The organism is Streptomyces sp. NPDC028305 (assembly GCF_055569495.1).
The window spans coordinates 645,134-658,468 of record NZ_JBVHTN010000001.1 but is presented as its reverse complement, the minus strand read 5'-3'; the positions used below and the strand labels follow the sequence as shown (position 1 = coordinate 658,468).

General features: G+C 73.9%; 13 protein-coding genes. 7 read left to right on the top strand and 6 right to left on the bottom strand.

Annotated elements, in window-relative coordinates:
• Window positions 1-72 precede the first annotated feature (72 nt).
• Window positions 73-678 carry a response regulator transcription factor gene (locus ACZ4WQ_RS02995; protein WP_311722862.1) on the bottom strand — a complete coding sequence of 202 codons (606 nt, stop codon included), beginning with the start codon at window positions 676-678 and terminating at the stop codon, window positions 73-75.
• Complete coding sequence (locus ACZ4WQ_RS02990; protein ID WP_361188302.1) at window positions 675-1,901, bottom strand: sensor histidine kinase; 1,227 nt, start codon at window positions 1,899-1,901, stop codon at window positions 675-677. Before ACZ4WQ_RS02990 ends, ACZ4WQ_RS02995 begins: the two co-directional genes overlap by 4 nt.
• Window positions 1,902-2,239: 338 nt before the next feature.
• Here ACZ4WQ_RS02990 and ACZ4WQ_RS02985 point away from each other — a divergent pair, with 338 nt between their 5' ends.
• The 4 genes from ACZ4WQ_RS02985 (at window position 2,240) to ACZ4WQ_RS02970 (ending at window position 6,654) form a co-directional block, all read left to right on the top strand.
• Window positions 2,240-3,106: a MaoC/PaaZ C-terminal domain-containing protein gene (locus tag ACZ4WQ_RS02985; protein ID WP_468021968.1), complete on the top strand. Its 867-nt coding sequence runs from the start codon at window positions 2,240-2,242 to the stop codon at window positions 3,104-3,106.
• 36 nt (window positions 3,107-3,142) lie between these two features.
• On the top strand, window positions 3,143-4,228 hold the full coding sequence (locus ACZ4WQ_RS02980; protein WP_385341671.1) for a Zn-dependent alcohol dehydrogenase: 1,086 nt from the start codon (window positions 3,143-3,145) through the stop codon (window positions 4,226-4,228).
• Window positions 4,229-4,300: 72 nt separating this feature from the next.
• Window positions 4,301-5,239, top strand: coding sequence for a 3-oxoacyl-ACP reductase (locus ACZ4WQ_RS02975; protein WP_468022094.1), 939 nt, complete (start codon window positions 4,301-4,303; stop codon window positions 5,237-5,239).
• A 188-nt stretch (window positions 5,240-5,427) separates the two neighbouring features.
• A complete protein-coding gene (locus ACZ4WQ_RS02970) occupies window positions 5,428-6,654 on the top strand; it encodes a cytochrome P450 (RefSeq protein WP_468021967.1) in 1,227 nt (408 codons plus the stop codon).
• 18 nt (window positions 6,655-6,672) lie between these two features.
• Here ACZ4WQ_RS02970 and ACZ4WQ_RS02965 read toward each other — a convergent pair whose 3' ends face one another.
• The gene (locus ACZ4WQ_RS02965) at window positions 6,673-6,849 is read right to left on the bottom strand and encodes a hypothetical protein (RefSeq protein WP_311722867.1); all 177 of its coding nucleotides are present in this window, start codon (window positions 6,847-6,849) and stop codon (window positions 6,673-6,675) included.
• Window positions 6,850-6,996: 147 nt separating this feature from the next.
• Window positions 6,997-8,676, bottom strand: coding sequence for a hypothetical protein (locus ACZ4WQ_RS02960; RefSeq protein ID WP_468021966.1), 1,680 nt, complete (start codon window positions 8,674-8,676; stop codon window positions 6,997-6,999).
• Between the two features lie 208 nt (window positions 8,677-8,884).
• Between ACZ4WQ_RS02960 and ACZ4WQ_RS02955 the strand changes: the two genes are divergently transcribed.
• The 3 genes from ACZ4WQ_RS02955 to ACZ4WQ_RS02945 are packed head-to-tail and all read left to right on the top strand — an operon-like array spanning window position 8,885 to window position 11,665.
• The gene (locus ACZ4WQ_RS02955) at window positions 8,885-9,775 is read left to right on the top strand and encodes a Nif3-like dinuclear metal center hexameric protein (RefSeq protein WP_468021965.1); all 891 of its coding nucleotides are present in this window, start codon (window positions 8,885-8,887) and stop codon (window positions 9,773-9,775) included.
• On the top strand, window positions 9,772-10,515 hold the full coding sequence (locus tag ACZ4WQ_RS02950; RefSeq protein WP_361188339.1) for a zinc ribbon domain-containing protein: 744 nt from the start codon (window positions 9,772-9,774) through the stop codon (window positions 10,513-10,515). The genes ACZ4WQ_RS02955 and ACZ4WQ_RS02950 overlap by 4 nt, the downstream gene beginning before the upstream one ends.
• A 4-nt stretch (window positions 10,516-10,519) precedes the next feature.
• Window positions 10,520-11,665 carry a bifunctional RNase H/acid phosphatase gene (locus ACZ4WQ_RS02945; RefSeq protein WP_468021964.1) on the top strand — a complete coding sequence of 382 codons (1,146 nt, stop codon included), beginning with the start codon at window positions 10,520-10,522 and terminating at the stop codon, window positions 11,663-11,665.
• Window positions 11,666-11,678: 13 nt separating this feature from the next.
• Here the strand turns inward: ACZ4WQ_RS02945 and eda are convergent, their stop codons facing one another.
• Both eda and yaaA read right to left on the bottom strand, forming a co-directional pair.
• The gene (gene eda / locus ACZ4WQ_RS02940) at window positions 11,679-12,326 is read right to left on the bottom strand and encodes a bifunctional 4-hydroxy-2-oxoglutarate aldolase/2-dehydro-3-deoxy-phosphogluconate aldolase (RefSeq protein ID WP_468021963.1); all 648 of its coding nucleotides are present in this window, start codon (window positions 12,324-12,326) and stop codon (window positions 11,679-11,681) included.
• Window positions 12,327-12,397: 71 nt separating this feature from the next.
• Window positions 12,398-13,195: a peroxide stress protein YaaA gene (gene yaaA, locus ACZ4WQ_RS02935; RefSeq protein WP_468021962.1), complete on the bottom strand. Its 798-nt coding sequence runs from the start codon at window positions 13,193-13,195 to the stop codon at window positions 12,398-12,400.
• Between the last annotated feature and the right edge of the window lie 140 nt (window positions 13,196-13,335).

The following is a 13,335-nucleotide window of genomic DNA, read 5'->3' as shown; positions in this document are numbered from 1 at the left end:
TGACCTGAGGCGACGGGCCGGGCGGCCCCGGGGCGGCGCGACGGGGGCGCGCCGCGGGGCCGCCCCTCCGCGTCACAGCCACCCGTTCTGCCGCGCCGCCCGCACCGCCTCCATGCGATTGCGGGTCTGGGTCTTCCCGATGGCCGAGGACAGATAGTTCCGGACGGTCGCGGGGGACAGATGGACCCTGGCGGCGATGTCCGCGACGGTCGCCCCGTCCACCGCCGCCGCCAGCACGTCCCGCTCGCGCGGCGTCAGCGGGTTGGGGCCCGCGCTCAGGGCGGCCGCGGCCAGGCCCGGGTCGATGACCCGCTCGCCCGCGAGCACCCGGCGCACCGCGACGGCCAGCTCCTCCACCGGGCCGTCCTTGACCAGGAACCCGGAGGCCCCCGCCTCCATCGCGCGGCGCAGATAGCCGGGGCGGCCGAAGGTGGTCAGGATCAGCACATGGCAGCCCGGGAGCTCCTCGCGCAGCGCCGCGGCGGCGTCCAGGCCGCTGCGGCCCGGGAGTTCGATGTCGAGGAGGGCCACGTCCGGCCGCGCCTCCAGCGCGCGGGGCACGATCTCGTCGCCGTCGCCGACCTGCGCGACGATCTCGAAGTCCGGCTCCAGGCCGAGCAGCAGGGCCAGCGCGCCCCGCATCATGCCCTGGTCCTCGGCGAGCAGTAGCCTGATCACGAGGTGTGGACCCCCTTGACGTCCATCGGTCCCTCTTCCTCGCCGTCCGCGTCGTGTTGGTCCACCGGCAGCGCGGCCGCGAGCCGGAAGCCACGGCGCCCGGCCGGGCCGGACTCCAGCGAGCCGCCCGCCGCGGCCAGTCGCTCGGCCAGGCCCTTCAGCCCCGTCCCGCCGACCCTGTCCGCCGCGCCCGCCGCGGACTTGTCGGGCGCACCGGCGGAACGGGAGCCTACGCCGTTCCCGTCGTCGACGATCTCCAGATGCACCTGATCGGCCCCCTGACCCACCTCGATCTCGCACCGGCGCGCCCCGCTGTGCCGCACCACATTGGTCACCCCCTCGCGGACCACCCAGCCCAGCAGTGCCTCGGCCTGCGGGGGCAGCGGCGGCCCGGACCGGCGGACCACGGCGTCGATGCCCGAGGCGTCGAGCAGCGAGCGGGCGCGGTCCAGCTCGGTGGCCAGGCTGCCCTCGCGGTAGCCGGTGACGGCCTCCCGGATCTCGGTGAGGGCCTGGCGGCCGACGGCCTCTATGTCGGCGGCCTGGCCCAGCGCGGCGTCCAGGTCGCGCGGGGCGAGCCGGCGTACGGCCTCGGCCTTGACCACCACGACCGACATGGTGTGGCCCAGCAGGTCGTGCAGATCGCGGGAGAAGCGCAGCCGCTCCTGCTCGACGGCGGCGTGGGCCAGCTCCTGGCGGGTCGCGCGCAGCTCGGCGACGGTGTCGAAGAGCGACAGGACCGCCGCGGCCACCAGGCCGGACAGCACCGTTCCGTAAGGGACGGTCAGCGCGTCGTCCGAGCCGCCGCGCCAGCCGGAGACGACCCCGGCGGAGCCCGCGTACCCCAGCAGCAGCGGCCCCAGCCGGCGGCCGCGGACCACGATGCCGGTGGCCAGCGACAGCAGCGGGAAGCAGAGCAGCCAGTTGCCCGCGTAGCCGATGGACAGGGCGTACGTGAGGGCGGCCAGCCCGGCGAGCGAGCCGAGGCACAGCGGGGCGGAGCGGCGGCGCTTGTCGAGGCCCGTGTAGACCACCGTGACGTACAGCGCGCAGAAGGCGGTCACCCCGGCGGCGCCGAGCCACGGCAGCGGGGTCCTGCCCTGGACCAGGTCCTTGACGTCACCTGTGAGCATGAAGAGCCAGGGCAGGAAGGCGCGCGGGCCGGGCGGCTTGCGCCGCTCGATGTCCGGGGTATCCGAGGTGGCCGTGGTTCTGGCAGGCATGGTCCGAGGTTACGGAAGCCATGGGTGAGCTGGGCAGATGCGGTTGTCAGGGACAGACCCATGACATGTGTCCCGGGCGGGCGGGACAGGGCCGGTCAACCTATCTGACAACCCGTCAGCAGTCTTCCCAGTGCATGGGGATTGGGCTATACAAGGGGCCATCGGCTAGAACACGTTCCTGTGTCGATATGCGGCTCCGCCGCGCGGGCTGCCGTACGCGTCCGTACGCGTCCGTACGCGGGACCCGCGGCTGCCGACCAGTTACGACCCCGGCGCGGCCGACGGTGCGGACGGGCGGGCCGGGGTCTTCCACACCGTGGCGAGGAGTGCTCTCAGCAATGCCCATCGATGCAGCCAAGGCCGTCTCGGCCGAACCCCGGACGACCGCTCTCACCTGGGGCCACAAGGACATCCAGCTCTACCACCTCGGCGTGGGGGCGGGCGTCCCGGCCACCGACCCCGACGAGCTCCGCTACACCCTCGAGAGCAGGCTGCACGTCCTCCCCAGCTTCGCCACGGTCGCGGGCGGCGGCATGGCGGTGGCCGGCGGCCTCAGCGCCCCGGGCATCGACGTCGACCTCGCCGCCGTCCTGCACGGCGGCCAGACCATCGCGCTGCACCGGCCCATCCCGCTCGCCGGGGCCGCCACCCAGACGTCGAAGGTCGCCGCCGTCCACGACAAGGGCAAGGCCGCGGTCATCGTGCTGCGCAGCGAGGTCGCCGACGCGGACGGGCCGCTGTGGACCTGCGACACCGGGATCTTCGTACGCGGAGAGGGCGGCTTCGGCGGCGAACGCGGGCCCGCCGACCGGCTCGAACTCCCCGCCCGCGAGCCCGACCTGACCGTCGAGCGAGCGATCCGCGAGGACCAGGCGCTTCTCTACCGCCTGTCCGGCGACTGGAACCCGCTCCACGCCGACCCCGAGTTCGCCAAGGTCGCGGGGTTCGACCGGCCGATCCTGCACGGCCTGTGCTCGTACGGGGTCGCCCTCAAGGCCGTCGTGGACACCGCCCTGGGCGGCGACGTCGCCCGCGTCCGCTCGTACACCACGCGGTTCGCCGGGGTCGTCTTCCCCGGCGAGACGCTGCGCATCCGCATGTGGCGAGACTCAGGCTCAGCCTCCGACTCCGTGCAGTTGCTGGCCACGGCCGTGGAACGGGACGACGCGCCGGTCCTCACCGACACGGTCGTCAAGCACGACTGAAGAAACAGAGACCCCGCACGGACGAGAGGAGCCGCTGTGCGCGCAGCCGTACTGCACGAGATAGGGCAGGACAAGCTCGAAGTCCTCGACGACATGGAGGCGGTGGGCTTCGGCCCGGGCAAGGTCAGGCTGCGCGTCAAGGCCACCGGGCTGTGCCACTCCGACCTGTCGGCCATGAGCGGCGTACTGCCCCAGCCGGGGCCCTTCGTCCCCGGGCACGAGGGCGCGGGCGAGATCGTCGAGGTGGGCGAGGGGGTGACCGGCCTGAGCCCGGGCGACCGGGCGCTGGTCTGCTGGCTGCCCGCCTGCGGCGCGTGTCCGGCCTGCGAGCGCGGCCAGTCCCATCTGTGCCTGACCGGGTTCATGAACGCCGGCACCCCCAACTTCAAGCGCCCCGGCGGCGCCCCCGAGGACGTCTTCGGCTTCGCCGGGACCGGCACCTTCGCCGAGGAGGTCGTGCTGCCCGCGCAGTGCGCCGTGCCGATCCCCGACGATGTGCCGTACGACATCGCGGCCCTCATCGGCTGCGGGGTGACCACGGGGCTCGGCGCGGTCCTCAACACGGCCGGGGTCGAGGCGGGCTCCTCGGTCGCGGTCATCGGCTGCGGCGGCGTGGGCATCAGCGCCGTCCAGGGCGCCCGGGCGGTGGGCGCCGCGCAGATCGTCGCCGTCGACCCGGTCGAGTCGCGGCGCCAGGCGGGCTTACGCTTCGGCGCCACGGAAGCGGTGGCGCCCGAGGGCCTGGACGACGCCAAGAACCGCGTCACCTCGGGCGAGGGCTTCGACTACGTCTTCGAGGTCGTCGGCAGGTCCGCCACCGCCCGCACGGCCTACGAGGCGACGCGGCGCGGCGGCACGCTGTGCGTGGTCGGGGCGGGGGCGCTGGACGACTACCTGAAGCTCAGCATGTTCGAGCTGTTCTTCGACGAGAAGCGCATCCTGCCCTCGCTGTACGGCGGCGGCGATGTGCTCCGCTCGTACCGGCGGGCCGTCGCGCTGTGGCGGGCGGGCCGGATCGACCTCGAAGGGCTCATCACCCACCGTGTACGGCTCGGCGAGATCAACGACGCGCTGGACCAGATGCGGACGGGGGAATCGCTGCGCACCTGCATCCAGATCTGAACGACACGGACGACACGGACGACACGGACGACACAGACGACACAGACGACACGGAGGATGTTCATGCCGCGCATGCCGCTGGCGGGGAAGACCGCGATCGTCACGGGCGCCGGGCGGGGCCTCGGCCGCGCCGAGGCGCTGGAGCTGGCGCGCCTGGGCGCGAGCGTCGTCGTCAACGACTTCGGCCGGCCCGGACGCGACGGCTCCGGCGAGGCGTCGGCCGCCCCGGCCGAGGAGGTCGCCCAGGAGATCCGGGCGGCCGGCGGACAGGCCACGGCCCACGTCGGGGACGTGGCCGACTTCGAGCAGGCGGGCGAGCTGGTGCGGCTGGCGGTCGACACATACGGCGCGCTCGACATCCTGGTCAACAACGCGGGCATCCTGCGGGACCGGATGGTCTTCTCGATGTCCGAGGACGAGTGGGACTCGGTCATCCGCGTCCATCTCAAGGGCCACTTCAACATGACCCGCTTCGCCGCCGCCCACTGGCGGGAGCGGTCCAAGGCGGCGGAGGGCGGCCCGGTCGGCGGCCGGATCGTGAACACCTCATCCGAGGCGTTCCTCGCCGGCTCCCCGGGCCAGCCGAACTACGCGGCGGCCAAGGGCGGCATCGTCGGGCTGACGACCTCCACGGCGGGGGCGCTCGCCAAGTACGGGGTGACGGCCAACGTCATCTGCCCGCGCGCCCGCACCCGGATGACCGAGGACGTCTTCGCGGCCCTCGAACTCCCCGAGGGCGGCGGCCTCGACGCGCTCGCGCCCGAGCATGTCGCCCCGCTCGTCGGCTACTTGGCGGCGCCGGAGGCGGCGGGGATCAGCGGGCAGGTCTTCGTCGTCCACGGCGGGATGGTGGCCGTCCTGGAGCGGCCGAGGGTGGCGACGAAGCTGGACACGGCGAAGGAGGCGTTCACCTTCGAGGAACTGGACGGGGCCCTGACGCCGTACTTCGCCGGACGGCCGCGCGGGGAGACCTTCGCGGCGGTGGAGGTGCTGGGGCTCAAGCGGGGGTGACCCGGAGTGGATCTGGACCGTCGGTCCTATTGCATCTAGCCTTGGCCACGGCCTGACATCCGATCACGTGGCATGAGCGGGGCCGTCGTCGTGCTCCGGCAAGATTCCGCGTGCTGTGTGCCGTGTGCCGTGCGCCGTGGGTGCGTACGGCCGGTGACCGCTGCCGCTCGCCCAGGGAGTGCTCCACCATGACCACCACCCCCTCCACGGCGCCCGACATCCTCTCCCCGGAGTTCGCGGCGGACCCTTACCCCGCCTACCGGACCATGCGCGAGGACTTTCCGCTGATCCACCACCAAGCGACCGACGCCTACATCGTCTCCCGCTACGAGGACGTCGCCCGGGCGTTCAAGGACCCGGTGTTCACCAGCCGCAACTACGACTGGCAGCTGGAGCCGGTGCACGGCCGGACCATTCTCCAGATGGACGGGCGCGAGCACTCCGTGCGCCGCGCGCTGGTGGCCCCCGCCTTCAGAGGAAAGGATCTACAGGAGAAGTTCCTGCCCGTCATCGAGCGCAACTCCCGGGAACTCATCGATGCCTTCCGGGACGCGCCGGAAGCCGATCTGGTGGGACAGTACGCGACCCGCTTCCCGATCAACGTGATCGTCGACATGCTCGGTCTTGACCGGGCGGACCACGGCCGGTTCCACGTCTGGTACACCTCGATCATCGACTTCCTGGGCAATCTGAGCCAGGACCCCGAGGTCGCGGCGGCGGGGGTGCGCACCCGGGACGAACTCGCCGCCTACATGATCCCGATCATCCAGGACCGGCGCGCGCGTCCGGGTGACGATCTGCTCTCCGTCCTGTGCGCCGCCGAGATCGACGGCACGCGGATGAGCGACGAGGACATCAAGGCGTTCGTCAGCCTGCTGCTCGCGGCCGGCGGTGAGACGACGGACAAGGCCATCGCCGGTCTCTTCCGTAATCTGCTGGCCCATCCGGAGCAACTGGCGGCCGTGCGCGAGGACCGTACTCTCATTCCGGCGGCCTTCGCCGAGACGCTGCGCTTCACGCCTCCGGTGCACATGATCATGCGTCAGCCGAGTGAGGACGTGGAGATGAGCGGCGGCACGATTCCGGCGGGTGCCACCGTCACATGTCTGATCGGAGCGGCCAACCGTGACGAGAGCCGCTACGCCGATCCCGACACGTTCAACATCTTCCGTGAGGACCTGACGACCAGCAGCGCCTTCTCGGCCGCCGCGGACCATCTGGCGTTCGCGCTCGGACGGCACTTCTGTGTGGGGGCGCTGTTGGCGAAGACCGAGGTCGAGGTGGGCGTCAACCACCTGCTGGACGCCTTCCCGACGATGGCCTTCGCCGATGGCGATGGCGAGGTCCCCGCCGAGACAGGCGTGTTCACCCGGGGCCCCGGCTCGCTGCGGGTGCGGTTCGCCCAGCGGGTTTAAGGCTCTCCGACCCCGGTGTCAGGACGCTGCCGCCGCCTCCTCGCCGGGGCGGCGGTGGCGGCCGTGGGGCGCGGTCTGGGCGTCCTCGGGCGCGGCCTGGCCCCGGTGCTTGCCGTGGGCCGTGGCGTCGGCCCCGGCCGCCGCGACCGCCTCCTGTGGACGCGCCTCGGTCGTGTTCGTGCGGGCTTGGGACATCTGGGAAGTCACCCCGTCAGATTGCTGCGTACGGTGCGCGGGGGGCCGGTCGTGAGGACAGAAGACGCCATGACGCTGTCCCTGCGTGACGCATCAAACGTCCCGCGGGTCTACGGAACGCACAGCTGTCACAGCCCCCGAACGATTTTAACCAGAGCGTCGATCTCGGACCCACCGGGGTGGACGGGGCGGACGGGACTGATGGGACGGGTGGGTCGGGTGAGCGGGGCGGAGTTGCTCGGGGCGGGCGAGCGGCGCCTGCTGTAGCGGTACGGGGCGTGCGGCGGTGCCGGACTCCTGCCCGGGGACGGGCCCCACGGCGGGCTCGGGGGCGAGCTCGGGTCTGAGCCGGCGGACGGGCAGGCGCCCGGCCCCCCGCTCCCGCTTCTGCCCCCGCTCGGAGCCGGGCGGCGGTACGGCGGGCGGTGCGATCGGCCCGATGGTCGGCGCGGTCCTCGCCGTCGGCGCCCCGGGGCCCGGCTCCGCCTCCGGGCCGGTCTCCTGCGCGACCCCGGCCCAGGACCCCGTCCCGGCCCACGGCTCGACCCCGGTCTCGCCCGCGGGGGGCGCCCCCGCGCCTCCCGCCCGGACCCGGGTCCAGGACGCCACCGCCGCGCCCGCCGCCAGAGAAGGCGCCTGAGAGAGCGCCGGGGACGGCGACGGCGCGGGCCGCGCCGGCCCCGCCGACCCCACCGGCCGCGGCAGATCCAGCGGCCCCACCACACGGTCCACCCGGGCCACCCGCGCGATCCGCGCCGCCCGCGGTGACTCCTGCGGCTCTTGCGGCTCCGCCGGCTCGGGCATCCGCAGCCGCGCCACCCCGCACGGCACCTGCCCCGTCGCGTACGGCAGCCGCAGCTCGCCGTCCCGGGTCCACAGGCCCGCGCCCGCCAGCCACCCCTCCGGCGCCGGGAGCTGCCGCAACCGCCGCTCGGAGGGCCGCCACAGGCCCACCCACGGCCGCCCGGCCGGGCCGTCGAGGCGGAAGGCCACCGCGCACGCCTCCGGCGTCAGCACCTGGCCCGGCTGCACCGCGAAGGGCGTGGCCTCGGCCTGCGCGGGCCGCAGGCAGTCGGGGAACCTGACCGGGCGGGTGCTGCCCAGCACGCCCCACCCCAGCCGCTCGTCCCCGGGCGCGTCGGACCGTACGAGCAGCAGGCCGCTGTCCGGGTCGGCCAGCAGCAGCCGGTCGTCGCTGTCGTCGGTGATCTGGAGCAGCGGGCTGGTCTCGCCGGCCCGCCGCAGATCGACGACCACGGTCTTGGTGCGGCCGTCGAGCCGCCGGTCGAGGGCGAGCAGCCGCCCCGTACGGTCCAGCCAGATGCCGCCCGTGCAGCGGCCGGGCAGCTCGGCCAGGTGCTGCGGCCCGAAGCCGCCGCCGTGCACCAGCCACACCGAGGTCGACCGCTCGCCGTGGCCGAGCGCGAAGGCGAACGAGCCGCCGGGGGCGGGCGGCAGCAGCGACAGCTCGGCGCATTCGATGGCGCCCAGCGGCCGCTCGCCGGTGCCGGGGCCGGCCGGATAGAGCAAGGAGAGGGTGTGGCGGCCGGCCACCCGGCGGCGGATGAGCACCTGCCCGTCGGCCAGGGGCAGCACCTCGCTGTCCGGCTCCTCGGGCTGGGCCGCGGGCAGCGGCACGGTATAGGGCTCGGGTCCGTCGAGCGTCCAGCGCTCGGGGAACCAGCAGCCCGCCTCGCCGCTGAGCGCGAGCCGGGCTCCGTACGAACCGTCCGCGGCGATCGTGAACGCCGCTCGGCGCCGGTGAGCGGCGCCCTGGGCACCGGTGGCGCCTGCGGCGAGCGCGGCATCGAAGGCACAGGCTGTCATGGTTCAGTCCACCTCCGGCCACTGAACGTAGTTATCGCACTCGCTGCCGAACGCCGAAATCGGCGCGATTCACGCGTAAGTGTGTCTGTTGCCCGATTCGCCTGAGAAGTCGAGCCGGGCTGTGCTGTGTGCCGGGCCTGCCCATGTGGTCGCGGTGAGTAAAGACAGGGGCAAGGCTTGGGGGTGATCCGGGAGGTAGCCTTGCCCCGTGCCCGCACTCTCTGACGTCCTCGCCGCACTCGACGCACTCTGGCCCCCCGAGCGGGCGGAGCAGTGGGACGCCGTCGGTACGGTCTGCGGGGACCCCGGCGCCGAGGTCGGCCGCGTCCTGTTCGCCGTCGACCCCGTGCAGGAAGTCGCCGACGAGGCGGTGAAGCTGGGCGCCGATCTGCTGGTCACCCACCACCCGCTCTATCTGCGCGGCACGACCACGGTCGCGGCCTCCACCTTCAAGGGCCGGGTCGTGCACACCCTGATCAAGAACGACATCACGCTGCACGTCGCGCACACCAACGCCGACCGCGCCGACCCCGGCGTCTCCGACGCCCTCGCCGGCGCCCTCGACCTGCGGATCACCGGCCCGCTGGTGCCCGACCCCACCGACCCCGCGGGCCGCCGCGGCCTCGGCCGGGTCTGTGAGCTGGACCACCCCGTCGCGCTGCGGGACTTCGCCGAACGCGCCGCCGCCCGGCTGCCCGCCACCGTCCAGGGCATCCGCGTCGCGGGCGACCCCGACCGGCTGATCCGTACGGTCGCCGTCTGCGGCGGCTCCGGCGACAGCCTCTTCGACGAGGTGCGCGCGGCCGGGGTCGACGCCTACCTCACCGCCGATCTGCGCCACCACCCCGCCTCCGAGGCCCAGCAGGCCGCGGCGATGTCCGCGTCCGCCGGCGGGGACGGTCTCGCGCTGCTGGACGCGGCCCACTGGGCCACCGAGTGGCCCTGGGTCGAACAGGCCGCCGCGCAGCTCGACGAGATCTCCGACCGGCACGGCTGGGGTCTGCGCACCCATATCTCCCGTACGGTCACCGACCCTTGGACCGCTCACGCGCCCACCACCGCTCACGTCCCTTCCACCACCCCTGGAGCCCCACGCTGAACGCCGCGCCCGCCGACCAGATCCGCCTCCTCGAGGTCCAGGCCCTCGACGTCCGGCTCTCCCAACTCGCCCACAAGCGCCGGACGCTGCCCGAGCACGCGGAGCTCGACACCCTGAACGCCGACCTCACCCAGCTGCGCGACCTCCTTGTGGCGGCGCAGACCGAGGAGAGCGACACCGCCCGCGAGCAGACGAAGGCGGAGCAGGACGTGGACCAGGTGCGCCAGCGCGCCGCCCGCGACCAGAAGCGCCTCGACTCCGGCGCCGTCACCTCCCCGAAGGACCTGGAGAACCTCCAGCACGAGATCGTCTCCCTCGCCAAGCGCCAGAGCGACCTGGAGGACGTCGTCCTGGAGGTCATGGAGCGCCGCGAGTCCGCGCAGGAGCGGGTGGCCGAGCTGACCGGCCGCGTCGAGTCGCTCCAGGCCAAGATCGGCGACGCCACCGCCCGGCGGGACACGGCGGCCGGGGAGATCGACACCGAGGTGGCCACGGTCACCAAGGAGCGCGGGGTCATCGCCGGGACGATCCCCGCCGACCTGCTCAAGCTCTACGACAAGCTGCGCGAGCAGCAGGGCGGCGTCGGCGCGGCCCGGCTCTACCAGCGGCGCTGCGACGGCTGCCGCCAGGAGCTGGCGATCACCGAGCTCAACGAGGTGCGGGCGGCGGCTCCGGACACGGTGGTGCGGTGCGAGAACTGCCGCCGCATCCTGGTCCGTACGCCCGAATCGGGGCTGTAGGCCGATGGCGCGTCGCTTCGTCGTCGAGGCGGACGGCGGCTCCCGGGGCAACCCGGGGCCGGCCGGCTACGGCGCGGCCGTCCTCGACCCGGAGACGGGCGAGACCCTCGCCGAGGCGGCGGAGTACATCGGCACGGCGACCAACAACGTCGCCGAGTACAAGGGCCTGATCGCCGGGTTGCGGGCGGCGCGCGCCCTCGACCCGGAGGCCGAGGTCGAGGTCCGGATGGACTCCAAGCTCGTGATCGAGCAGATGTCGGGCCGCTGGAAGGTCAAGCATCCCGGCATGCGCCCGCTCGCGGCCGAGGCCAGGGGGATCTTCCCGCCCGCACAGGTGTCGTACGAGTGGATTCCGCGCGAGCGGAACAAGCACGCGGACCGGCTCGCCAACGAGGCGATGGACGCGGGCAAGCGGGGCGAGCAGTGGCGGCCGGCCGCCGACGAGGCCCTTGAGGCACCCGCCGTACCCGCCGAGGCCGCCGCCCCGGCCGTGGCGCCCCCCGGCTGGGCCGCCCCCGCGGACCTGGGCGCCCCGGCCACCTTCGTGCTGCTGCGGCACGGCGAGACCGCGCTGACCCCCGAGAAGCGCTTCTCCGGCACCGGCGGCTCCGACCCCGAGCTCTCGCCCGTGGGCCGCCGCCAGGCCGAACTCGTGGCGGCGGCGCTGGCCGCGCGCGGCACCATCCAGGCCGTGGTCAGCTCGCCGCTCAGGCGCTGTGTCGGCACGGCCGAGGCGGTGGCGGCGCGGCTCGGCCTCGACGTCCACATCGAAGAGGGGCTGCGGGAGACCGACTTCGGGGCCTGGGAGGGGCTGACGTTCGCCGAGGTGCGGGAGCGCCACCCGGGCGACCTCCAGGCCTGGCTCGGCTCCTCGAAGGCCGCCCCCACGGGCGGCGGCGAGAGCTTCGCGGCGGTCGCCCGCCGGGTCGCGGTCACCCGCGACCAGCTCGTCGCGCGCTACGCGGGCCGTACGGTGCTGCTGGTCACGCATGTGACGCCGATCAAGACCCTGGTCCGGCTGGCGCTGGGCGCGCCGCCGGAGGCGCTGTTCCGGATGGAGATCTCCGCGGCGTCGCTGTCGGCGCTGGCGTACTACGCGGACGGCAACGCGTCGTTGCGGCTGCTGAACGACACGACGCACCTGCGGTAGCCGTCAGCCGCCGCTACCGCAGGGCCGCCGCCTCGCGCGCGAGATCCGTCACCCGCGCCCAGTCGCGCGCGGCGATCGCGTCCGGCGGCAGCATCCAAGTGCCGCCGACGCAGCCCACGTTGGGAAGGGCGAGATAGCCCGGGGCGCGGGAGGCGTCGATGCCGCCGGTGGGGCAGAAGCGGGCCTGGGGGAGCGGAGAGGCGAGCGACCGCAGATACGCCGTCCCCCCGGCCGCCTCCGCCGGGAAGAACTTCATCTCGGTCACCCCGTGCTCCAGCAGCGCCACGACCTCCGACGTGGTGGAGACCCCCGGCAGAAACGGCACACCCGAGGCGCGCATCGCGCCCAGCAGCCGGTCCGTCCAGCCCGGGCTGACCAGAAAGCGCGCGCCGGCCGCGACGGACGCCTCCACCTGCTCGGGCGCCAGCACCGTACCGGCGCCGACGACCGCCTCGGGCACCTCCTCGGCGATGGCCCGGATGGCGGCCGGGGCGGCCGGGGTGCGCAGCGTCACCTCGATCGCGGGCAGCCCGCCCGCGACGAGCGCGCGGGCCATCGGCACGGCGTCATCCGCGTCGTCGATGACGACGACGGGGATGACGGGGGCGAGGTCGAGTACGGAGGGGGAGGCGGAGGAGGCAGCGCTAGTCACGGCGGCCATCCTGCCGCCGCCGGGCACGTGGCGCAACGGCCGTTGCGCAGGGTGCAACGCCGCTGGCTGGCCCTGACCGCCTACAACTCCGTGACCACCACATCCACGGCCCAGCCCCGCCCCGGTCGGCCCGGTGCGGCCGCCTCCACGGTGTAGCCGAGCTTCCGCAGCGCGTCCACCAGCGCCTCGGGCCCGCTCGGCTCTGCTCCCGCCACCAGCAGATCCCGCACCAGCCGCCCCTTGGTCGCCTTGTTGAAGTGGCTGACCACCGACCGCTTCTCGACCCCGTTCACGATCTTCGACTGGAGCACGCGCACGGTCGCCGTACGCTCCGCCACCTCACCCTTCGGCTTCCACGCCGTGGCGTACGCCGCCGACCGCAGATCCAGCACCAGCCCGTCCCCGGCCGTCTCCGGCAGCACCTCGCTCATCGGCCCCCGCCAGAACGCCCCGAGCGCGCCGAGGCCCGGCAGCTTCACGCCCATCGAGCAGCGGTACGACGGGATCCGGTCGTCGATCCGCACGGCGCCCCACAGTCCGGAGAACACCAGCAGCGACCGCTCCGCGCGGCGCCGGGCGGCGGCGGGCAGGGTGGCCAGCCCGAGCGCGTCGTACAGCACACCGGTGTAGATCTCCCCGGCCGGGCGCGTCCCGGCCTCCCGCAGCCCCGCGTTCTTGGCCACCTCGCCGCGCAGCCCCTCGCTCAGCCCGAGCACCTCGGCGGCCTTCCCCACATCGCCCGAGCACAGCGACACCAACTCATCGAGCACCGCCGCCCGCGCCTCGCCCAGCCCCGGCAGCGACAGCGCCCCCGGCTCCAGCGGGCTCCCCGACTCCGCCGGGGCCTTTCCCTCCGACGGCGGCAACAGCACGAGCACGGCGTTCTCTCCTTCGCTCCACGACTCCCGGCGGGCGGGCCCGTCGCAGCCTACGGCTTGACGACACGGTGCCTTGCGCGCGGGCTTCTGTGTGCACGATCGGGTGAGGCGGACTTTCTTTCCTGCGGTGCCTGCCTCCT

Excerpts from the sequence above, each read along its gene's own strand:
- ACZ4WQ_RS02965 (WP_311722867.1), bottom strand. The coding sequence starts at position 6,849 with ATGTCCCAAGCCCGCACGAACACGACCGAGGCGCGTCCACAGGAGGCG.
- ACZ4WQ_RS02960 (WP_468021966.1), bottom strand. The coding sequence starts at position 8,676 with ATGACAGCCTGTGCCTTCGATGCCGCGCTCGCCGCAGGCGCCACCGGT.
- ACZ4WQ_RS02975 (WP_468022094.1), top strand. The coding sequence starts at position 4,301 with ATGCCGCTGGCGGGGAAGACCGCGATCGTCACGGGCGCCGGGCGGGGC.
- ACZ4WQ_RS02985 (WP_468021968.1), top strand. The coding sequence starts at position 2,240 with ATGCCCATCGATGCAGCCAAGGCCGTCTCGGCCGAACCCCGGACGACC.
- ACZ4WQ_RS02945 (WP_468021964.1), top strand. The coding sequence starts at position 10,520 with ATGGCGCGTCGCTTCGTCGTCGAGGCGGACGGCGGCTCCCGGGGCAAC.
- eda (WP_468021963.1), bottom strand. The coding sequence starts at position 12,326 with ATGGCCGCCGTGACTAGCGCTGCCTCCTCCGCCTCCCCCTCCGTACTC.
- ACZ4WQ_RS02990 (WP_361188302.1), bottom strand. The coding sequence starts at position 1,901 with ATGCCTGCCAGAACCACGGCCACCTCGGATACCCCGGACATCGAGCGG.
- ACZ4WQ_RS02970 (WP_468021967.1), top strand. The coding sequence starts at position 5,428 with ATGACCACCACCCCCTCCACGGCGCCCGACATCCTCTCCCCGGAGTTC.